Origin of the sequence: Hafnia psychrotolerans (assembly GCF_014639435.1) — a bacterium.
Taxonomy (GTDB): domain Bacteria; phylum Pseudomonadota; class Gammaproteobacteria; order Enterobacterales; family Enterobacteriaceae; genus Ewingella; species Ewingella psychrotolerans.
In genome coordinates, this window is record NZ_BMFZ01000001.1 from 462,931 (window position 1) to 485,600 (window position 22,670).

16 protein-coding genes are annotated in these 22,670 nt (G+C 52.0%); 3 read left to right on the forward strand and 13 right to left on the reverse strand.

Going from position 1 to position 22,670, the window contains the following annotated elements; genetic code table 11:
* Positions 1 to 134 precede the first annotated feature (134 nt).
* Positions 135 to 872 carry a bifunctional 2-polyprenyl-6-hydroxyphenol methylase/3-demethylubiquinol 3-O-methyltransferase UbiG gene (ubiG, locus tag IEV89_RS02150; RefSeq protein ID WP_188469942.1) on the reverse strand — a complete coding sequence of 246 codons (738 nt, stop codon included), beginning with the start codon at positions 870 to 872 and terminating at the stop codon, positions 135 to 137.
* Positions 873 to 1,158: 286 nt separating this feature from the next.
* On the opposite strand from ubiG, the gene gyrA reads away from it, so the two are divergent.
* On the forward strand, positions 1,159 to 3,837 hold the full coding sequence (gyrA, locus tag IEV89_RS02155; protein WP_188469943.1) for a DNA topoisomerase (ATP-hydrolyzing) subunit A: 2,679 nt from the start codon (positions 1,159 to 1,161) through the stop codon (positions 3,835 to 3,837).
* A 143-nt stretch (positions 3,838 to 3,980) separates the two neighbouring features.
* Positions 3,981 to 6,851 carry a two-component system sensor histidine kinase RcsC gene (gene rcsC / locus IEV89_RS02160; protein WP_188469945.1) on the forward strand — a complete coding sequence of 957 codons (2,871 nt, stop codon included), beginning with the start codon at positions 3,981 to 3,983 and terminating at the stop codon, positions 6,849 to 6,851.
* Positions 6,852 to 6,933: 82 nt separating this feature from the next.
* On the opposite strand, the gene rcsB is transcribed toward rcsC, so the two are convergent.
* The 11 genes from rcsB to rutA form a co-directional block, all read right to left on the reverse strand.
* On the reverse strand, positions 6,934 to 7,584 hold the full coding sequence (gene rcsB, locus IEV89_RS02165; RefSeq protein ID WP_188469948.1) for a response regulator transcription factor RcsB: 651 nt from the start codon (positions 7,582 to 7,584) through the stop codon (positions 6,934 to 6,936).
* Between the two features lie 4 nt (positions 7,585 to 7,588).
* A complete protein-coding gene (gene rcsD / locus IEV89_RS02170) occupies positions 7,589 to 10,279 on the reverse strand; it encodes a phosphotransferase RcsD (RefSeq protein ID WP_188469950.1) in 2,691 nt (896 codons plus the stop codon).
* Between the two features lie 254 nt (positions 10,280 to 10,533).
* Positions 10,534 to 12,543 carry a DUF4034 domain-containing protein gene (locus IEV89_RS02175; protein ID WP_188469952.1) on the reverse strand — a complete coding sequence of 670 codons (2,010 nt, stop codon included), beginning with the start codon at positions 12,541 to 12,543 and terminating at the stop codon, positions 10,534 to 10,536.
* 226 nt (positions 12,544 to 12,769) lie between these two features.
* Positions 12,770 to 13,156, reverse strand: a complete 387-nt coding sequence (locus IEV89_RS02180) for a helix-turn-helix domain-containing protein (RefSeq protein WP_188470346.1) — start codon at positions 13,154 to 13,156, stop codon at positions 12,770 to 12,772.
* 326 nt (positions 13,157 to 13,482) lie between these two features.
* Entirely contained in the window at positions 13,483 to 14,832 is a 1,350-nt protein-coding gene (gene rutG, locus IEV89_RS02185) for a pyrimidine utilization transport protein G (RefSeq protein WP_188469955.1), read from the reverse strand.
* Between the two features lie 24 nt (positions 14,833 to 14,856).
* Entirely contained in the window at positions 14,857 to 15,408 is a 552-nt protein-coding gene (rutF, locus tag IEV89_RS02190; RefSeq protein WP_188469957.1) for an NADH-dependent FMN reductase RutF, read from the reverse strand.
* A gap of 29 nt (positions 15,409 to 15,437) precedes the next feature.
* Complete coding sequence (locus IEV89_RS02195) at positions 15,438 to 16,028, reverse strand: malonic semialdehyde reductase (RefSeq protein WP_188469959.1); 591 nt, start codon at positions 16,026 to 16,028, stop codon at positions 15,438 to 15,440.
* A complete protein-coding gene (gene rutD / locus IEV89_RS02200; protein WP_188469961.1) occupies positions 16,013 to 16,852 on the reverse strand; it encodes a pyrimidine utilization protein D in 840 nt (279 codons plus the stop codon). Before rutD ends, IEV89_RS02195 begins: the two co-directional genes overlap by 16 nt.
* A gap of 9 nt (positions 16,853 to 16,861) precedes the next feature.
* Positions 16,862 to 17,251 carry a pyrimidine utilization protein C gene (gene rutC / locus IEV89_RS02205; protein WP_188469963.1) on the reverse strand — a complete coding sequence of 130 codons (390 nt, stop codon included), beginning with the start codon at positions 17,249 to 17,251 and terminating at the stop codon, positions 16,862 to 16,864.
* 26 nt (positions 17,252 to 17,277) lie between these two features.
* Positions 17,278 to 18,054 (reverse strand): pyrimidine utilization protein B, encoded by a 777-nt coding sequence (gene rutB, locus IEV89_RS02210; protein ID WP_373283342.1) that lies wholly within the window; start codon positions 18,052 to 18,054, stop codon positions 17,278 to 17,280.
* Positions 18,055 to 18,059: 5 nt separating this feature from the next.
* Entirely contained in the window at positions 18,060 to 19,151 is a 1,092-nt protein-coding gene (rutA, locus tag IEV89_RS02215) for a pyrimidine utilization protein A (RefSeq protein ID WP_188469965.1), read from the reverse strand.
* 426 nt (positions 19,152 to 19,577) lie between these two features.
* On the opposite strand from rutA, the gene rutR reads away from it, so the two are divergent.
* On the forward strand, positions 19,578 to 20,258 hold the full coding sequence (gene rutR / locus IEV89_RS02220) for an HTH-type transcriptional regulator RutR (RefSeq protein WP_373283343.1): 681 nt from the start codon (positions 19,578 to 19,580) through the stop codon (positions 20,256 to 20,258).
* A 406-nt stretch (positions 20,259 to 20,664) separates the two neighbouring features.
* On the opposite strand, the gene IEV89_RS02225 is transcribed toward rutR, so the two are convergent.
* Complete coding sequence (locus tag IEV89_RS02225) at positions 20,665 to 22,431, reverse strand: penicillin-binding transpeptidase domain-containing protein (protein WP_188469969.1); 1,767 nt, start codon at positions 22,429 to 22,431, stop codon at positions 20,665 to 20,667.
* Positions 22,432 to 22,670 lie beyond the last annotated feature (239 nt).

A 22,670-nucleotide genomic window follows, 5' to 3' on the forward strand; every position in this document is an offset into this window, starting at 1 on the left:
AAAAAAGCATGTTGCGCAGTTATGCTACGCCAACGCGCTAAAAACTAACATCTTAGTGATTTTCCAGGCGTAGATTTAGCCTTCTGACAGGGGATTCTGCGCCTGGAATTTCATTTCTTTGCTTGACGATAACGTTATTGTACGAAGGTCACTAACGACTGTGTGTGGACCATGTAATTTACATCGACGTTTGGCCCAAGTTTGAAATGATCAGTCAGCGGGTTGTAGTGCAGTCCGGTAATATGACGTTCAAACAGTGAGGTGCGATCCACCATCGCCAGTAATTCAGACGGCTTGATGAACTTTTTAATGTCGTGTGTGCCCTTGGGCACCATTTTCAGCACATATTCTGCGCCAAAGATCGCCATCAACCAGGCTTTATTGTTGCGATTGATGGTTGAGAAAAATACGTGGCCGCCGGGTTTTACCAAACGTGCGCAGGCCGCTACCACGGAGGCCGGATCCGGCACATGCTCAAGCATCTCCATACAGGTGACCACGTCATACTGCTGCGGATGAGCATCGGCATGGGCTTCCACGAATTCCTGGATGTAATTCACGTTCACGCCACTTTCCAGTGCATGCAGGCGAGCAACCTGTAATGGCTCACTGCCCATATCCAGCCCGGTAACCTTGGCACCCGCAATCGCCATGCTTTCGCTTAAAATGCCGCCGCCGCAACCGACGTCGAGAACATTCTTTTCAAACAGGCCGTCGGCACGTTCGAGAATATAGTTCAAACGCAGCGGATTAATACGGTGCAGCGGTTTGAATTCCCCTTCAAGGTCCCACCAGCGAGAAGCAACGGCCTCAAACTTGGCGATCTCATCATGGTCAATGTTCTGGGTGTGGGCATTCGATGCAGTATTCATGAATGTGGTGAACTCCTTAATTCGTCGTTAAGCCAGATTATACATATTCCTTGTGAAGGGGTTCAGTTTTGTCTTTCTGCTTACTGTTTGAGCGAATGATGACGTTTTATTCGGGGCTGAGGCAAGGGTTTGATAATCGTTGGATAATAGAGGGTAAAAAGGGAGGTTCTTTTCCACAGATCTCAGCTTTGTGGTATAATTTTACACCTTTGCGCTAGCTATATCTGCATAAGTAATGCCTAAGCAGGCAGCGGCCATGAATAATCAGTAGAGGGATAGCAGCTCCATGAGCGACCTTGCCAGAGAAATCACACCGATAAGCATCGAAGAAGAGCTGAAAAACTCTTATTTGGATTACGCCATGTCCGTTATTGTTGGACGTGCGCTACCAGATGTGCGCGATGGTTTAAAACCGGTCCACCGCCGCGTACTTTTCGCAATGAATGTTCTGGGGAACGACTGGAACAAAGCCTATAAGAAATCGGCCCGTGTGGTCGGTGACGTTATCGGTAAATATCACCCACACGGTGATACCGCAGTTTATGACACCATCGTACGTATGGCTCAGCCTTTTTCACTTCGCTACATGTTGGTGGATGGGCAGGGTAACTTCGGTTCGGTAGACGGCGACTCCGCTGCTGCCATGCGTTACACCGAAATCCGTATGTCTAAAATCGCCCACGAACTGTTGGCCGATTTAGAGAAAGACACCGTTGATTTTGTGCCGAACTATGATGGCACCGAGCAGATCCCTGCGGTAATGCCAACCCGTATTCCTAACCTATTGGTTAACGGGTCTTCCGGTATTGCCGTCGGCATGGCGACCAACATCCCGCCACATAACCTCACTGAGGTTATCAACGGTTGTCTGGCGTTTATTGACGATGAAAACATCAGCATCGAAGGGCTGATGGAACATATTCCGGGTCCAGACTTCCCAACGGCAGCTATCATCAATGGTCGTCGTGGTATTGAAGATGCTTACCGCACCGGTCGCGGCAAAATTCTGATTCGCGCTCGTGCGGAAGTCGAAGCTGATGCCAAAACTGGCCGCGAAACCATCATCGTTCACGAGATCCCGTATCAGGTGAACAAAGCCCGTCTGATCGAAAAGATCGCCGAGCTGGTGAAGGAAAAGCGCCTGGAAGGTATTAGTGCATTGCGCGATGAGTCTGATAAAGACGGTATGCGCATTGTCATTGAAATCAAACGTGACGCCGTCGGTGAAGTGGTTCTGAACAACCTCTACTCCCTGACCCAGATGCAGACCTCTTTTGGTATCAACATGGTTGCGCTGCATCAAGGGCAACCAAAAATTCTTGGCCTGAAAGAGATTCTATCGGCGTTTGTTCGTCACCGCCGTGAAGTGGTGACCCGTCGTACCATTTTCGAACTGCGTAAAGCCCGTGACCGTGCCCATATCCTTGAAGCGCTGGCTATTGCTTTGGCTAACATCGATCCCATCATTGAATTGATCCGCGCAGCGCAATCCCCGGCCGAAGCGAAAGCGGGCCTGATTGCCCGTTCTTGGGATCTGGGCAATGTAGCTGCCATGCTGGCCAGTGCCGGTGATGACGCTGCACGTCCTGAATGGCTGGAACCAGAGTTCGGTATTCACGAAGGCAAATACTTCCTGACTGAACAGCAGGCACAAGCCATTCTGGATCTGCGTCTGCAGAAACTGACCGGCCTTGAGCACGAAAAATTGCTGGATGAATATAAAGAGCTGCTGACGCAAATCGCAGAGCTGATCTTCATTCTGGAAAACCCCGATCGTCTGATGGAAGTCATTCGTGAAGAGCTGGAAGCGATTCGTGATCAGTATAACGATCCGCGCCGTACCGAAATTACCGCCAACACTTCCGATATCAACATCGAAGATCTGATCAATCAGGAAGACGTTGTGGTGACGCTGTCGCATCAGGGCTATGTGAAATACCAGCCTCTGACCGACTACGAAGCGCAACGCCGCGGTGGTAAAGGGAAGTCTGCAGCACGTATTAAAGAAGAAGATTTCATCGACCGTCTGCTGGTGGCTAACACCCACGATACCATTCTGATGTTCTCCAGCCGTGGTCGTCTGTACTGGATGAAGGTTTACCAACTGCCGGAAGCCAGCCGTGGTGCGCGTGGCCGCCCAATCGTCAACCTGTTGCCGCTTGAGCCAAATGAACGTATTACCGCTATTCTTCCAGTCCGCGAGTACGAAGAAGGTCGTCATGTCTTTATGGCAACGGCCAGCGGTACGGTGAAGAAGACCGCACTGACTGATTTCAGTCGTCCACGCAGCGCTGGCATTATCGCCATTAACCTCAATGAGGGGGATGAGCTGATTGGTGTTGACCTGACTGACGGTAAAAATGAAGTTATGCTGTTCTCCGCCGCCGGTAAAGTGGTGCGCTTCTCTGAAGAAGCGGTGCGTAAAATGGGTCGTACGGCAACCGGTGTTCGCGGTATCCGTCTGGGTTCAGGCGACAGCGTCGTCTCCCTGATCATTCCTCGTGGTGAAGGGTGTATCCTGACCGTCACGGAAAATGGTTTCGGTAAGCGTACCGAGTCAGCTGAGTATCCAACCAAGTCCCGTGCGACACAGGGCGTTATCTCGATCAAAGTGAGTGAGCGTAACGGTCCGGTCGTCGGCGCGATCCAGGTGGATGAAGCCGATCAGATCATGATGATCACTGACGCTGGCACGCTAGTCCGTACCCGTGTTTCTGAAGTCAGTACCGTAGGCCGTAATACCCAAGGTGTTACACTTATCCGTACTGTGGAAGGCGAGCACGTGGTCGGCCTGCAACGTGTAGCTGAGCCGGTTGAAGACGAAGAACTCGACGGCGTAGCCACCGAAGAGGGTGAACTGGAAGCCGCTCAGGCGAGCGACCTGCCGGATGAAGCAGAATCTGACGACGAACCTGTTGAAGATGATGAAGCGGATTCTGATGACACGGATCCTGAGAAAGGATAAGTTTCAGCCGCGTTGAAACAGGGCATAACATGGCGACGTGTTATGCCCTTTCTTTTATATCGACCTTTTTAGTCTCTGTGGCAATAGTGTATTCTGATGACCGTTTTCCGCCGTGGTGACGTCGCAATGTTAATGGTAGCCCCTTGAAATATCTTACCTCGTTTAGAACAACGCTCAGGATCTCCCGCTATCTCTTCCGGGTTCTGGCCTTTATGCTGTGGTCACTTGGCGCACTGCTGACGACGTTCTACGTGCTCAATATTTTCCATACCAAAGAGTCTGAAATCCGTGATGAGGACAACCTCAATTACGATCAAGCGCAGAGCTATATCCGAAATTCCGAAGATATTATGCGGGATATCAAATATATGGCTGAAAAACGCCTCAGCGATTCTATGAATGGCCTCGATATCATCAACGGCGTCATTAGTAGTAAAAATATCGCGCCGACCTATCATTCGCTCTATGTCGAATCCGACTGTTCCCAACTCAGTAGCAGCTACCGCAATTCGCTTAACTCGCTCGGTAATATGATTCACTACTGGAAAGATAACTTCACTGACGCTTATGACCTGAATCGGGTTTTTTTCATCAGTGGCGAGAGTCTGTGTATGGTGGATTTCGGCCTTAACAGCGTGCCAATTGAGAATGAAAATAGCGCGGGACTCAAATCGCTGCATGAGAAGATTCTGCGATATCGCAATGGCAAAAATCAGGATAAAGAGAAAAGCATTTATTGGGTGTCGCCCGGTCCGAATAAAGACCTGGGTTATCTCTATATCCTGACGCCGATTTATGTGGGTAACAAACTCGAAGCGTTAATGGGGGTCCAGCAGACATTGCGACTGGAAGATATGGTCGCTGCGGGGGCACAACATGTCGGCGTGACGCTGCTCGATGATAACAATCAATCGTTGCTACGTTTATCCGAAAGTGAGCATGACACTGCGCAATTACAACGTTACCCCGAAGAGCCGACCTATTTTGGTTATATGAATGGTTATAACGATCTGGTCTACAAAAAACCGCTGTCGTCTTCTGGCCTGAGCGTGGTCTATTCCCTGCCGTTTAGCACTGTGATTGAGCGTTTTAAGATCCTTATCTTCAATGCGGTATTGCTTAATATATTCTCAGCGCTGCTGCTGTTTATTCTGGCGTGGGTGTTTGAGCGAAAAATGTTCCTGCCGGCTGAAGAGAATGCTTTTCGCCTGGAAGAGCATGAGCAGTTCAACCATAAAATAGTGGCTTCAGCCCCGGTTGGGATCTCAATTTTACGCATCAGCGATGGCGTGAATATTCTGAGTAATGAACTGGCGCATAACTATATCAACATGCTGACAGCAGAAGATCGTCAGCGCATTACCCGTATTATTTGCAATCAACAGGTCAATCTTGTCGATGTCATTACCAAAGATAACAACAATATCCAGCTGAGTTTTGTCCACTCGCGTTATCGCAATGAGGATGTGGCGATTTGCGTACTGATTGACGTCAGTTCGCGGGTCAAAATGGAAGAGTCATTGCAGGAGATGGCGAATGCGGCCGAGCAGGCCAGCCAGTCAAAATCCATGTTCCTCGCCACCGTCAGTCATGAACTGCGCACACCACTGTATGGCATTATTGGTAACCTGGATCTGCTGCAAACCCAGGGATTACCGCAGGGTGTCGATCGCCTGGTGACGGCGATGAACAACTCGTCAGCACTGTTACTGAAAATCATCAGCGATATTCTCGATTTCTCGAAAATAGAATCTGAGCAGTTGAAGATTGAACCGCAGCCTTTCTCCTGTCGTGAAATGATCACCCACGTTGCGGGTAACTATTTGCCGCTGGTGGTGAAAAAACACCTTGGACTTTACTGCTTCATCGAGCATAACGTCCCCATGTCATTCCAGGGCGATCCGGTGCGCCTGCAACAGATCCTGTCTAACATTCTCAATAATGCCATTAAATTTACCGATACCGGCTGCATCGTGCTGCATGCGCGAACGTCTGGAAACTATATGGAATTCCAGGTTCGCGATACCGGGTGCGGTATTCCTGAACGAGAGATCACCCGCCTGTTTGATCCCTTCTTTCAAGTTGGTACCGGGGTGCAGCGCCATTTTCAGGGAACCGGGCTTGGGCTGGCAATTTGTGAGAAGCTGATTAACCTGATGGACGGCGATATCGCCGTCGATTCCGAGCCGGGTCTGGGCAGCCAGTTTACCGTGCGAATTCCGCTGTATGATGCGATATTCCCGTCGGAGCAACCGCTTGATCTGTGGCAGGGTAAAACGTTGTGGCTTGAGATCCGCAATGCGCATTTGGAAAGCTATCTCATGCAGCTGCTACGGTGTCAGGGTGCTAATGTACAACGATGGGATGCCGGTCATATCAGCCAATTAGATGACGTGCTGATAACGGATACTTCACTGAATCATCAAAGTAAGTTGGCGGCACATATTGAATTCTCCATCGATCATATCGGGCCGCCGCTGGAAACCCGGCCAGGTTATTGGATCCACAGTACCTCAACACCACTGGAAATCACGGCGTTGCTTAACCGTATCTATCAGCTGATCGATCCGGCAGAAGAGGATGAGCTATTATTGCCAGCGCAGGAATCAGCGGCAATTCAGGATAACAGTGATATTCACTTGCTGGTGGTGGACGACCACCCGATTAACCGTCGTCTGTTAGCCGATCAGCTCAATTCGATGAGTTATCAGGTTGTCACAGCCAATGATGGGATGGATGCGCTGGAGGCGATCAAAGTCCACACCGTCGATATCGTGCTTAGCGACGTCAATATGCCAAGACTCGACGGCTACGCGCTGACGCAAAAGCTGCGCGAGCTGGGTTATACTTTGCCAGTGATTGGCGTCACGGCAAATGCGCTGGCCGAACAGCGTCAGCGTTGCCTTGAGGCGGGAATGGATAATTGTCTGTCTAAACCCGTCACGCTGGAAACCCTCCGCGACACGCTGGCCTATTACAGCAAAGTGGTGCGGCACACCCGGGAAAATCAGTAAACGGCGGTCAATAAAAAAGGCACCTTTCCTTAGGTGCCTTTCGACTGATTCTGTAAAACGTTGTTAATACAACAGCGTTTACTCAGTCCCGATCAACGGGCTGTGAACTGACGGAAGAAAGGTAGTTCAACAGCGCGATATCGTTTTCTACGCCCAGTTTCATCATGGCTGACTTTTTCTGGCTACTGATAGTTTTGATACTGCGGTTAAGTTTTCTGGCAATTTCTGTCACCAGGAAACCTTCAGCGAAAAGACGCAGAACTTCACTCTCTTTCGGAGAGAGACGCTTGTCGCCGTAACCGTTAGCACTGATTTTCTCGAGTAATTTCGCTACGCTATCCGGTGTGAATTTCTTGCCTTTCTGCAACGCTGCCAGGGCTTTTGGCAAGTCCGTCGGCGCACCTTGTTTCAGTACAATGCCTTCGATATCCAAATCCAACACCGAGCTCAAAATTGCTGGGTTATTGTTCATGGTGAGTACGATGATAGACAGTTGCGGATAGTGGCGTTTAATGTACTTGATCAGCGTGATGCCATCGCCGTATTTATCACCCGGCATCGACAGATCTGTGACCAACACGTGGGCGTCAAGTTTGCTCAAACTATTGACCAGTGCGGTCGAATCTTCAAACTCACCTACCACGTTTACCCACTCAATTTGTTCGAGTGATTTACGGATCCCAAACAGGACAATAGGATGGTCATCAGCAATAATTACGTTCATATTATTCATGTGATTAGCTACCTTGCTGCAGCAGTCTGGAGACAAAAGAATCAATGTGATTAATGTTATCAGTGATCATCAAAACGTCGCCTGCGACGATATGTTGTTCTAACGTTTCACACAAGTGCTTGCCTGGGGTCAGGTTCAACATCGCGAACACTCCCTTAAGGCGATGAGCGGTCTGGGAAAGTGATGTAAAATCACGGCGTTGATTTTCATTATACAGTTTCTCGAGATCTTCCGGTACTGTCTCGACAAACAGCTGATAGTAATCACTTGATTTGAGCTGTTTTTCATAGAAGTCGAGAGGTTTTTCCCCGGAGTCTTCGGTGTTAATACTGTCATCAGATTCAGAAAATTGATGTTCGATTAACAGCAAAGTGGCATCAATCAGCGCACTGCTGATGTTGTAGTTGACGCGAATATAATGCTTTTCGAGCTGTTGGAAACCGGCTTCATCGCTGGTTAGCAACAGCGTATATTGGCCGCTATTTTGTGGGGAGTCTGTGAGTAAAACGTCATACTCACGGGTGATCTGACGCTCATCAGCCACAATGCATACCGCGCCATATGCGTTCATTGTCCGGGTGACAATACCGCGCACTTCTTCCGAAGTAATATCCAGCAACAGTGTCACGTCATCCAGCAGTTTCTCATGGGCTGCATGAGGTTCGATTTCCTCCAACGCTTGTTTGATCCGTACAGTATAGCGTGTGCCAATATCCAGTTTACTGCGGATCTCTAATTGTCCTCCCAGTTTCTTGCACAACTGATTACACAGGAAGAAGGTCAGTCCAGAGCCATGATTAAATCGGTCCAGCATGGTCTGGCTCAGGAAAGGATAATTCAGATTGCTCAATTCTTCTTTTGAAATGCCACTGCCGGTGTCAGTAATGTGGAAAACCAGCTGGCCAGGTTGTTCTGCGTCATGCTCTGTCGTCAGAGTCACCTTACCCACCGAGGTGGTCACAATCGCGTAGTCGATCAGCAGGGACAGCACTTTTTTCAGCGCCTGGCTGTCACCGACAAAACTTACTTCCGGCTCAGGGTGGAAATGGTTGAGTATGGTCAGACCCTTTTGATTGAGTTTCGGAAGCGCCTCAAGCAGTAGCCCATCCACCAGTGGGGACAATGCATAGGGTTGCTGGATCGGTTGCCAGTCTTGGGTTTCCAATCGGGTGAGCAGGGTAATGTTATCGACCAGCGTCAGTGCATTCCGTGACTCATTCAGCAAACGAGCTTGCAGTGTTTGCCGCTCTTGCATATCCGAACTCTCGGTCAGGGCATGCACCAGCCCGTTGAGATCATTCAGCGGCTGATTGAGCTCAATGCCCAGATTGTGCAGCATCAGTTTACGGGCCTGCAGGTTTTTATCGAACTCGCGGCGTGCCTGCTGCAAGGTCTTATTGACCATCACTTCTTTATCTTGATCATGGAGCAGGAACAGATAGGTTTCCGGCGAGATTTGACTGCGTAACATGCGGATTTCATACACTTCGTTGTTCACAGTAGCCTGAATCACGCCATGATGCTGCTCAGCCATGTTCGCTATTTTATTCAGGCTGAGGTGCGGAAGGAGTTGGTCGGCAATTTTGTTACTGATGACCACACTGTGATTGCTGAAGTTATAGACCAACAGGCCAAGCGGGAGGCTGGAAATAATCTCCTGACTCAGAGCCTGCTGAGTGTGCAGTTGTGCTGCCATATTTTCGCTCGGACGGATGTACTGATGGCGGATAAAATAGATCCCGGCCATCGCCAGCCCCAGCAACAAGATGTTGATCAGCACCGGCCAGAAATTATTACGCGACAGGTCCACAATCAGGTTTAACAAGGGGACGTGGTAACTCAGCGCCAGCGGGGAATTGCTCAGCGGTACGGTGAAGTTCACCGACCATCCCTGCAGCGCAATGCTGCTGATGTTGGTGGTCTGGGAAAGATCCCCTTCATTTATCGCATCATTATTATTGCTTAGCTGGAAATTATCTCGCGCCATTGAGTGTGGGATCAGATCGCTCATTGGCATATCGAAAGCAATCACGGTGGCCAGATGCCCGGGATTATTAAAGGTTGTGCGCAGCGAGAAAAAATAGTCATTGGAAAAGCGCGATTTGCGTAAATTGGAGTAGCTTTCGCGTTCATCCAACGTATTGGCCTGCTGCAGCATTTCAGCTCGTCGTGCATGCAAGGTACTGGTGAAGTAGCCCTCTTTTAGCCGGGAGTCTTGCTGTTGCAGCGGCTGTGTGGTGATCAGGATCATGCTGTTGTCCTGACCATTCAGATAATACATTGAGTAGGGTTGTGTTTTTGCTCCCCATTGGTGATCGAGGAAGCTGGAGATTTTGAGGGTGAGATCCAGCGTCGAACTGTCATGGGTACCAAAAATCAGCGCATCAGTTTTTTCATGCGGTTTGGTGATGTAATACATATCCTGACGAAGGCGGACTTCATGTGCAGAAATGACATCCGGTGTTAACGCTTCACCGGTGAAACTGTCATAAATCTGATAAGTGAGGTAGCGGTAATTGTCGATGCGTTTTTGCAAACGTTCTGCTGTGGTTTGCAACGTTCGTTGCTTATCTTTCAGATACGCATTCGTATAATTATAGCCGTACATACCCAGGCCCATGGCGAGTAGCAAAATAAACAACCAGAAGAAACGCGTGATATTGGTCGAAGTCAGCGACAGATATTTACTTGGCATGATGGTGACGCATTTCCTTAATTATCGGGTCACGGCGAGCGCGGGCGGTCACCAGCAACGCAGCTTAAGGCAACCAATAGGCTGCTGAGTTGGCGATAAAACCCATTAACGCCAAGCCTGCCAGAATACCGACATAACCGAGTATTGTCACAGAGGCAATGGCCAGAAATCGCTGTCTGGTTGTCTGCGGTGCTGAACATGGGCGACATATTTTAACAGCAACCTCAGCTGTGCGTTATGACCAAAACTCTTATTTACTGCTCGATGTCCGTTTCTTGCGAGGGAGATCCCGGTGTTTCTGTTGCTTCACGATACTTCGCCACCGCGTCAACCTCTTCTGCTTTACGTTTGTCCTGCCACAGATTCATACGGCCGCGCAGTGAGCCTTTGAGCTTCTCCAGCGCCTGACGGGCCGCATCAGATTGAGGATCCAGCTCAAGGACGAACTCCATGAATTGCTCTGCGATATGGCGATTTTTTTTCACGCCGCTGCCGGTCAACCACGCCATACCGAGGGTATAAGCCGCTTCACTGCGATGCGGGTGCTGGGTGTCGAGCAGAATTGCCGGTAGCCACGCTTCTGCTGCGATGCGTTTATCTTGCTCAGGGCCATCATCCAGGGCACAACTTGCGCGCCAGTAATCCGCTGCGGGATGACCTGCGTCGATAGCTCGCTGGTACCACTGCATTGCCTGCGGGTAATCTGCTTCTCCCCCAATGCCTTCACGAAGAGCATTGGCGCAGGTGAACATCGCCGGAACGAGCCCCGAACGGGCCGCACTGAGCACACAATCCATGGCGTTACTGTCATTATGAAAATGCTCAGGAACCTCCTGATGCCAGCCATTGCGGTAGAAAAAATAGAGTTCATAACTGTGCAGGGCATTGCCCCGGCGAGCCATTTCAGTGAGCAGGAAATGAGCGGCCTCCATGTCATCATTGATGGCGAGGTCGTGGGCGATAATAATCAGCTCTTTGGTATTTTGCTCCGTCATCAATGACGTTGCATGATCGATCAGATCTGCACTCAATTCAGGTTGCAGCGGTAATCCGTACAGGCCGTATTGCAGCGCGGTAGCCGCATACACCAGCAACACCGGATTATTGGGCTGACTGATGGTGCGCATTAGCAGGTTAGTCAGCACTGCCATGCCCTTTTGTTCGCCATTGGCCAGTACCGCCCGCGAGATAAACATCGCGGCGAAATGTCCTGGCATGGCATGTGGTGAGACGTCGAACAGTTGGCTATAAATGGCCAGACCGGCCTGATCGTCATCCTGCCAATAGGCGGCGCAGGTACCATAAAGATCCAATAAGCGGATTCGGGCGGCATCATCCAACGGCTGCGCCAGGAGATGTTGCAAGCGCTGCTGCAACTGTTGCGCCTGTTCGGAGTCGCGATCGGCAATTTCACCTGAGAGCGCTTCTGCCAGAGCATTGGTGCGAAAATGATTGCGCTCTTGCTCGCTGAATCCAGCACAAAGTGGGCCATCAATGATCGCCATCTGTTGTTGGTCATCGCCATCCCATGCTGCCGAATGGAACAGCAGGTAGGACTCCATGGTGCCGACATCACTATTGCGCACTGACATTGCCATACGCAGCCAATAATCAAGTGCTTCTTCACCCACTTTACGGCTGTTCCGCAGCGCGGTGGGCAGGGATTGCGGCCAGTGGGTGGCCGGTTCAACACCCAACGCGTGTAAATAAACCACACCTGCACGCCAAACGGCACTGCCCGCAATATTGAATTTTTCATGTAGCGGCAGCGGTTGCTGACCAGCGAAAAGATCACGGAGCCAATAAGGTTCGCCGAACCCACCACTCAGGTTCATCAAATGTCGGAAGGCGTGGGTGGGGCGAGGATGCCGTTCGATAGCGCGTAAAAAAGCCAGTACTGCGTAGTCGCAGCAGAGTTGTGCTCCCAGCCATTGACTGTCTTCAACGGCTTCTACCCCATTGCTATTACGGATAATCCAGGCTTGCTCATGCCAGTACATCCCCAGTAAAACCTGAGCATGGTAGCTCTGCGGACATTGCTGTATCCAGTCGCTCAGGATCTCCAGCGGGTCGACGGTATGGGTATCAGCACCTGTGATCAGACTTCCCGGATGCACAACAAGGCCGTAATCACTGTGCTGGTCGGTTTGATTCTGCCAGCCGCGCATCAGCGATAACAGCCACTCGTCGAGTTTTACAAAACGGCGGGTTGCCAGAAGCATTCTGGCTCTGGATAGGTTGTCGTACTGATCCGGTGGTGACATGAGGTTCCTTGAATCTGGATAGTGAAAGGTGGCGCATTAACGCTATTGTAACTGTTGGATTTATTAACATCAGCGAGATTGCTCTTATACTACCGATCGCTCCGCCAACTGACCAATACTGCCCAAAAATGAGATTATCGTCGGCGCACATATCACGGTCGGATTGACGTAAGGACGCCGACCCGATGAGCATCCTTGGTTGAGCTTTTGAGTTTTCTAAACTGGGTCAGGCCGATTTTTGATGAATAATGTGCAGCGGCGGGGCAACGTCGAGTTTGATCTCAGGATTCTGACGGAATTCATAAGGCGTAATGTTGAAGCGTTTGCGGAACATATAGGTAAAATGCGACTGCGAACCAAAGCCGAAGTCCATCGCGATATCAAAGATAGAAGTATCGCTGCTGCTGAGCTGGTAGACCGCGCTGGCCAGGCGGCGCTCACGGATATACTTACCTAGCGAGATCCCGGTCGATTCTTTAAACAGTTTCTGCATATGCCAAAGCGAATAGCCTGAATATTCAGCCAATTCTTCAAGATGAATGACGCGCCCAAGGTGGCCTTCAATCCATTTGCTGAGTTCACGGACGATCGTAAGATGAATGTCCTGAGCTATTAACATAAAAACGGTCCTTTTATAGTAAAGTCAGACGAGAATACAACGCAGTGTCTTGTTTTTATTAATATTAATTACACGAGTCGACTCTCTGACCGTATCACTGGATTTCATTAAAACGCACTCAACCCTACATGTTAGTGTAGGTGAAAATGTCACTCGCTGACTCGCCCACGCTAAAATGTGTTGATTGAGTAGAAGCATTATTGATGGAGTATATCAGTGGGGAAGTCAGAAAGAAAAAAACCAGCGGCTAATCCGGACGGGTGGACCGGCTAACCGCTGGCGATCATCAAAGATGATGAGCTAAGGAGAAACTGAGGTCGTCAGTGATCTTTTAATGCAGTTTCTGTGCCAGTTTCTGAAACAGGCAACGTTTTTTCTTTGTTGCTGCGACTCAGGAAGGCATTGAGCAGGATTGCGCCGAATGTCGCCGTGCCGATGCCGCCCATGCTGAAGCCGCCAAGGCTCAGGGTAAAGTTGCCTGCGCCCAGTACCAGCGTCACCGCGACCATGATCAGATTGCCGTTAAGTCCCAGATCCACCTGGTGTTGTACCCAGATACGCGCACCGGCTACCGCAATCAGACCGAACACCACAATCGACGCGCCGCCGAGCACCGGGCCGGGAATGGTGTGGATCAGTGCACCAAATTTGGGCGAGAAGCCCAACACAATGGCAACAACGGCCGCCGCAACGAAAATCAGCGTGGAGTAAATTTTGGTGACCGCCATGACGCCAATGTTTTCTGCGTAAGTGGTCACGCCAGTGCCGCCCGCTGAAGCGGAAAGTAACGTCGCCAGACCGTCGCCGACAAACGCACGGCCGATGTACGGGTCGAGGTTTTTGCCGGTCATGCCAGCGACCGCTTTAATGTGGCCGAGGTTTTCTGCCACCAGAATCACCGCCACCGGCGCTATCATCAGCATGGCGTGCGAGTTGAAGACCGGCGTGGTGATGGTCGGAACGCCAAACCACGGTGCCTGAGCCACGGCGGAGAAATCCACCGGCGCACCAAGCCCCAGTCCGTTGGTCACCACCATGTAAATCAGGTACGCGGCGATAAGGCCCAGCAGCAGCAGCAGGCGCTGCACCAGGCCGCGTGTAAAGACGGCGACGGAGCCAATGCACAACACGGTCACCACCGCCATCCAGCTGTCGAAGGAAGAAGCCGACACACTGTTAATGGCGATCGGCGCGAGGTTCAGGCCAATCGCCATGACCACCGCACCAGTCACTACCGGCGGCATCAGGCGTTCAATCCAGCGCGTACCGACCGCCATCACCACAAAACCTATCAGCGTGTAGACCACGCCGCAGGCAATGATTCCGCCGAGCGCCACGCCGATATTCGGGTTTGCACCGTGGCCGCTGTAGCCGGTCACCGCGATCACCAGCCCGACAAACGCCGCGCTGGAACCGAGATAACTGGGCACGCGCCCGCCGACCACCAGGAAGAACAGCAGGGTGCCGATGCCGGACATCAGGATTGCCATATTGGCGTCGAAACCCATCAGCAGCGGCATCAGCACCGTGGCACCAAACATCGCTACCGTATGTTGCAGCCCCATGACCACGGTCGGCCCCAACGGCAGCCGTTCCTCCGGTGCGATCACCGCGCCATCTAAATTGCCTGTTCTTTTACGCCATGTTGGAAAGTAGGGGGTGTTTGCCATGCTGTGATCCCTTTATAGGGTGAATTAACAGGTTAACTGACGCATCAGCGGGTGATAGCGGCGGTCGAAATACACCAGTCCATGGCGTTCATCGTTGCGTCGCAGCGCGACGGCTTCACAGAAAAGAATGTCATGGGTGCCGACGCTGGTGACTTGTGTGACTTTGCAGTCAAACGACACTAGCGCGTTACTGAGGATCGGTGATCCGGTGGCGAGCTGCGTCCATTCGGCGGCGTCGAAGCGTTGTTCCATCGGGGTTTTTCCGCCGAACAAGTTGGACAGCGACTCGTGGCAATCCGCCAGCGTGTTTACGCACAGCACCTGATTCTCCTTAAATATCGGATAGACCGAAGCCGAGCGGTTCAGGCATACCAGCAATGTTGGCGGTGTATCGGTGACACTGCACACGGCGGAGGCAGTGAAACCTGCCTGTCCGCCGGGGCCGTCGGTGGTGATGATGTTGACGGCGGAACCGAGGTGCGCCATCGCATCACGGAACTCTTGTTTTTCCACCGCCGGAATGTCAGTGGAGACGCCGTTTGTTGCAGGTAATGTGGCGTTCAGGGTTGATTGCATGGTCGTGTCCTCAGAGTTCAGTCAGTGACTTACAGCACGCGGCAGGCGCGGTCGAAATCCAGTCGTGGCGCACGCGGATACACTTTGCTGGTATCGCCGTAGCCGATGTTGATCAGAAAGTTGGATTTCCAGCCGGTGTCGGACAGAAAGGCTTCATCGACTTTGGCGTTGTCGAAACCGGACATCGGGCCGGTATCCAGCCCCAGCGAACGGCAGGCTAGGATCAGGTAGGCCGCCTGCAAACTGCTGTTGCGAAACGCCGTGTCGTGTGCCAGTTGTGGGCTGGAGGTGAACCACGAACGGGCATCGCCGGACGGGAACAGCTCAGGTAGCAGCTCGTAAAATTCCGGATCCCAGGCAATGATCGCCGTGACGGGGGCGGTCATGGTCTTTTTCAGGTTGCCACTGGATAATGCCGGTGCCAGTTTCTCTTTGGCTGCGGGGCTCTGAATAAACACAATACGTACCGGACTGCAGTTCGCGGAGGTCGGTCCCATGCGCGCCAGTTCATAAATGGTTTTCAGCTGTTCACCGGTGACCGGTTTGTCTTGCCAGCCATTGTGGGTGCGGGCGTCGGTGAATAAAGTTGCCAGTGCGCTGGCGGTTAATGCTTCGGCCATGATGTCTCCGTGGGCAGGCGGCTGGAGGGCGTGGCACTGTTTTGCGATGAATGCCATAGCAGCCAATCCAGTAAAATAGGGTTAAACGTTTCCGGATCGGTCACGCTCATCGCATGACCGCCGTACAGCATTTGCGTGTGTTCGCCGTTGGGCAGACGTGCGGCGAGATCAGCGGAACGCATCCACGGCACCAGCAAATCATCTTTACAACTGAATGCCAGCGTTGGGGCGATCAGCTCCCCAATCGTGTCGGTAAGATCGGACGCCATCAGTGCCTGTAAGCGGTGCAGCAGGTTCTCCATTCCCTGAAAATGCGCCACCTGATGCTGGCGCTCTTCCTGCAACAATGTCTCGTGTTCAGCAAGCCAGTCGCCGGGGTACAGAAACAGCGGCTGCGCCTGCACGTAGGCATCGACGCCGCTGTTAAGCAGCAGATTCTGACGCACTTCAAAGCAGCGGCGGGTCTGGTTGTCGAGCGTTGTCCAACCGTTAATCACCACCAGACTTTGCAGCAGCGCCGGATAGCGCAGGGCAAGGTGCAGGCCGATAATGCCGCCGAGCGCGTGACCGACCAAATGGCAGCGGTTGATGTCCAGCTCGTTGAGCATTCCGGCCAATTCGTCGGCCATGTCTTCCATCCGGTAACCGGCGGGGACGCTGCCCTGACTGACGCCGGTGCCGTGCTGGTCATACACCACCACGCGAAAATGCGCATTCAGCATCGCCAGTTGTGGTTGCCAGAAACCGCCCGAACCGCCGAGGCCGGAGGAGAGCACCACGGTTTCGGCGTCTGCGTTTTTCTTACCTGACACCTTGTAATACATAGGGTTACCTCACGGCTTACCGATATGGGCAATCGATGCGATTTCGATCAGCGCGCCGGGTTTGACCAGCCCACACTGAATGCAGAACCGTGCGGGTTTTTCGCCGGGGAAATATTCCGCATAAACCAGATTCACCGCGGCATAGTTCGCCCAGTCGGTGATGAAAATCGAGTTCATGGTGATGTCGTCCATTGTGCCACCGGCGGTTTCGATCACGCTTTTGATGATCTCCAGCACATGGCGGGTTTGTGCGGCGGCGTCACCCAGATGCACAACGTTATTGTCTTTATCGAAAGGTAGCGTACCGGAGACATACACCACGCCATCGGCCAGCGTGCCCGGAACAAAAGGGGCCAACGGAACGCCGGTACCGGCCGGGATAATTGCACTTTTAGGCATCGTTTATTTTCCTTATCTGCTGACGGTCAGGCCGCGTTTTGTTCAGATTTGTCACCCACTGCATCGCAGAAACTGCGCACGTCCGACACCCAACCAAAGAAGGTTTCGATGTTATAGATGGCCGCTTTTTGCGCAAAGTCAGGTCCCGCCTGATGGGTAGCGTCTTCCAGCACCACACCGAAATACTCGAGGAAGAAACCGTCACGCAGCGTGGATTCAACGCACACGTTGGTGGCGATACCGGTGAAGACCAGATGATGAATGCCGTAGCTGCGCAGCAGGCTATCGAGCTGGGTGTTGAAGAAGCCGCTGTAGCGCGGTTTCGGCAGCACGATGTCGCCCGGCTGTGGCTGGAGTTCATCCACCAGATCGTAATCCCAGTCGCCTTTCGCCAGCAGTTTGCCCATCAGCTCAGGGCGTTTGCGCATGGTTTTCAGCGCGTTGGATTTGTGGAAGTTCGGCGAACCGGCACCGCCCGCTTCGACGTACTGATTATCCCAGCCGTTCTGGAAGAAAATCACTTTGATTCCGGCGGCACGTGCGGCAGCAATCGCCACTTTGATGTTGGCAATCACCGGCGCGGTGGCGGAAACGTCAAAACCCGCCAGGTCCAGATAGCCGCCTTGTGAGGCGTAGGCATTTTGCATATCCACCACAATCAGCGCGGTTTGCTGCGGCGTGAAGGCGATGGCTTCAGGTCGGGCGGTGAGGATGACTTCATCGCCGGTATTTTTCGGCTCGCGGCGGACAATGGTCTGATTCTCAATCGCTTTAGGTTTCTCAGCTCTCGATTCTTGAAGCATGGTCATTACGCCACCTCTTTCTGTTCTGTCGCGATGTGCTGGCGGGTTTTCATTAATGGCTGGATGAAGCGGCCAAAGTTCTCGATGCCTTCCACGAAATCGTCGAAGGTCAGTAGAATGCCTTCTGCACCGGGTACGGTGTCGATTTCATCAAGCATTTTGGCCACGTTGGCGTAAGAACCGACCAGCGTGCCCATGTTGATATTGACCGCAGAGGTCGGGTCAGCCATCTGACGGACATTGGTGTCGGCACCGGATTTGGTGTCTTTACTGCTCTGATCGGTAAGCCATGCCAGTGCCTCTGCGTCGGCGCCGGATTTATACAGCTCCCATTTGGCCCGGGCGGCGGCATCGGTTTCATCGGCGATGATCATAAACAGGACATAAGAAGAGACGTCGCGGCCTTCGGCTTCGGCGGCGGTTTTCATGCGCGCGGCGGTCGGTGCGAAAGCGGTTGGCGTATTGACGCCTTTGCCAAAGCAGAAGTTGAAGTCAGCATGTTTGGCGGAGAAGGCCATGCCAGCGTCACTTTGTCCGGCGCAGATGACTTTCATCTCGGCTTGCGGACGCGGGCTGACGCGGCAGTCGTCCATCTTGAAGAATTCGCCGTCTAGCGTGCAGTGGCCAGTACCCCACAGATCGCGCAGCACGCTGACGTATTCGGTCAGGTAGTCATAGCGGCGGCTGAAATAGTCATCGCCCGGCCACATGCCCATTTGCTCATATTCCGGTTTCTGCCAGCCGGTGACGACGTTGACGCCGAAACGACCATTAGAGATGGAGTCGATGGTGGCGGCCATGCGTGCCACGATCGCTGGTGGCATCACCAGCGTGGCGGCGGTGGCGTAAAGCTGGATGCGGGAAGTCACGGCGGCCAGGCCGGCCATCAACGTGAACGACTCCATATTGTGTTCCCAGAACTCAGTCTTCCCGCCGAAGCCGCGCAGTTTGATCATCGACAGTGCGAAATCAAAATTGTAATGCTCGGCTTTCTGCACGATGGTTTTGTTCAGTTCGAAGGTCGGTTTGTACTGTGGCGCGGTTTCAGAAATCAACCAGCCGTTGTTACCGATAGGAATAAAGACGCCGATTTTCATAGCTCACCTCATGACAGATTTTGAAAATAAGAGATCAAAACAAGGGCTTGCGAAAATCTCTGCGCGGCTTGAGTGCGTCCTGCGGGTTCCGAATTGCACCGGGCTGAAATTTCCAGACGTGAAGACTATTGCAAAGGGGATGCCACTTTTATAATTATATTAATATTCAGTGAGTTAATAAATAATCTGGCGTTGAGGTGGAGCAAACGGTCTGTTTTAGACCATTTGGTCAAAACAAACTGCACGTAAATCAGGCAGGACTGAACGGAAATGGTGCAAATTTGTTAAATTTATAACCCTTTGTGGTTATGTGGTGTTAGATGAGTTGTTGCTTTCACTATGCGGATGCATAGCGATAGTCGCTTCTATCCCCATTTGTTATGATTTCCGCCTTGCCGTTTGTCTCAGGGAGACATTGTGAAGCCAATGGATGAACATCCGCAGCCTGTCGCCGGGGAAAGTCAATCCCGCAAAGTCGCAACCAAAGCGCCGACGCGACGCTCGCGCGCCGTCGCCGCTAAACGTGGCAACATCATGGCTGCGGCCCTGGAATTTTTTTCGTTGTACGGTATCCACGGCACCAGCCTGGATCAGGTGGCCGAGCGTGCCGACGTCTCGAAAACTAATCTGCTGTACTACTTTCCGTCGAAGGAAGATTTGTATATCGCGGTGCTGAAAGGGCTGCTGGATATCTGGCTGGCACCGCTCAAAGCCTTGCAGTCGGATCAGCATCCACTGGAGGCTATCGGCGAATATATCCGCCTGAAACTCTGCGTCTCGCGCGATCATCCTCAAGCTTCACGTCTATTTTGTCTGGAGATGCTGCAGGGCGCGCCGCTGTTGAAACAGGAACTCGGCGGCAGTTTGAAAACGCTGGTGGAAGATAAATCAGATGTGATCCGCGGCTGGATAAAAGATCGATTGATCGCACCGGTTGATCCGATGCAGCTGATTTTTATGCTGTGGGCGACCACTCAGCATTATGCGGATTTTGGTGTACAGGTCGAAGCTATCACCGGCAAAACCCTCAACGACCCGGCGTTCTTTGAACAGACCGTGAATAACGTACAGCGCATTATTACCGAAGGTATACGGCTTCGGGCTTAAAAGGCTCAGGATGGATTCGGTTTCATGATGAGGCAGCATGTTTACTGCCCCAGATGGGTCATTGATTAATGCAGCAAGATCCAGTGAATCAGCCTGGCAATTATATCGTTTAGCACGACAATTCCGATAAGAATGGCGATGATCAGAATGACGAATCGCTTACCTGTAGGCAAAATCAGCTCTCCTTGATAACCTCATACTGCCCTGTTACCAGGGGCCGGTTCCTTGCATATTCAATGCAATGACTGCGGCACATACTACAATAAATACGATAAACACGATGATAAGACGTTTCATAATCTACTTCTGAGAGCCTTAGCTCTTCCTCACACAAACGCCCTTGCGGGCGAAACCGGTGGGACGTTACCCAGAAAAGCAGCATAAATCCAGCATCCAGGGAGAAAAATTATTCTGCCGTTGCGCTGCGCCTGACCAGATTGGTCTTCTGTCCATCTTTGATAACCGTATTCGGAGGTGTTTCTGGCACCAGTGCGTCCGGAGCGATATTCATATGGTTGAGTACCTGTCCCATGATTTGGCCGAATATCGGACCGGCAACGGAACCCCCAAAGTGCTTACCTGCCTGCGGATTATTCACCATAACCACCAGAGCAACACGTGGATTACTGGCCGGTGCAACACCGGCGGTGTAGTTGATGTAGCCACCATCATATTTGCCACTGGCCCCCATTTTTTCAGCGGTACCGGTTTTGATCGCCAGACGATAGCCGGGCACGGCGGCGCTGAGACCCGAGCCTCCGGGCAGGGCATCGCTTTCCATCATATGTACCACAGTTTGCGCCACATCCTGAGACATCACACGAGTACCGAGCACCGGCGGTGTCACCTTGGTGATCGACAAGGGCCGATAGATACCGAAAGAGCCGATAGTGGCGTATTCGCGAGCAATTTGCAGCGGCGTGACGCGCAGCCCATAGCCGAACGAGAAGGTGGCGCGTTCTATGTCTGCCCAGCGTTCACGATGCAGTGGGAAATAACCGCCGCTCTCGCCACCAATACCGAGATCGGTAGGTTTACCGAGGCCAAATGATTGATACAGTTGAACCAGCACCTGCGCAGGCATGGCCAGCGCGATATGGGAAACGGCGATGTCACTGGACTTCTGTAACACGCCGGTAACCGTGAGCGCTGGCCAGTGGCCGACGTCTCTAATCAGGTGCCCATTGACAGTGTAGGGATGGGTATCGATCACCGAGTCAGGACGGATCATCTTACGTGCAAGGCCTGCCATCACCACCAACGGTTTCACCGTAGAACCAGGCTCGAAACTGTCACTGATCGCGACGTTGCGCATGTCTTTGGGCTGTACGCCAACATAGTTGTTCGGATTGTAGGATGGGTAAGAGGCCATGCCGAGGATCTCGCCGGTATTAACGTCAACCAGCACCGCTGCGCCAGAATCGGCCTGGTTCTGTATCACACCTGCGCTCAGGCGTGAATACATCACGTACTGCATATAGCTGTCTATACTCAGATTGATCGTGGGCGGTTGTTGAGGGGGAACTTCTTTGAGGATACCGATCACATTGCCATGACCATCTTGACGGTATTCACGCATACCTGGCTTACCTTCCAGCAGCGAGTTAAACCCTTTCTCGATACCGTTCAGCCCTTCATTGTCAGTCCCTACGATTCCGACCAGGTTGGCGGCCGCTTCACTCATCGGATAATACCGGCTGTCATCATGCCGGCTGCTGATACCGCTCAGATGTAACAGGCCGATATCATTAGCGATACCCTGTTCAACTTTGCGCCCAAGGTAGACAAAGCGGCGCTGTGGGTCGCTGGTGATAGTCTGTTGTAACTGCGACAGCGGCATATTCAGCGCCGAGGCCAGATACTGCCATTTCGGGCTGTTAAGATCGCTGTGTAGCTGCAAGATGCGGAAAGGGTCTGCGATAATATCTTTTGACGCGACGCTCAGTGCCAGAGGATGTCCATTGCGGTCAGCAATGGTTGCGCGATCGGCCGGGATCACCGTGGAGCGTAGTGAACGTTGATCCGCCTGGCGCTCCAGCATAGGGTGGTTAAGTAACTGCAAATAACCCACGCGTGCCAGCAGAAATAACATGCAACCGACGATGCCCAGGCAAATTAGGGCAAAACGTTTTGAATAAAAATGAGGCTGTGCATTGGATTTTTTCGGGGGCATGGTTGCTTCGCAAGTCGTTGATGCTGATGTTGCCAGGAACAAAGAACCAGACGATAAATACCCTTATTAATGCAGCATAAACCCGGCGCTCATCATTCTGATTGATAATGAATTTTATATCCTACTCATCATATAATAAGCGGTTGCCGGGTTATGTTTATTTAAGTTGCGCTTTGTAAGTAAATGCGAATTACTCTTCATCCTTTATGCCGCAGCTGTGTTAGCTGGCTTCATTCACC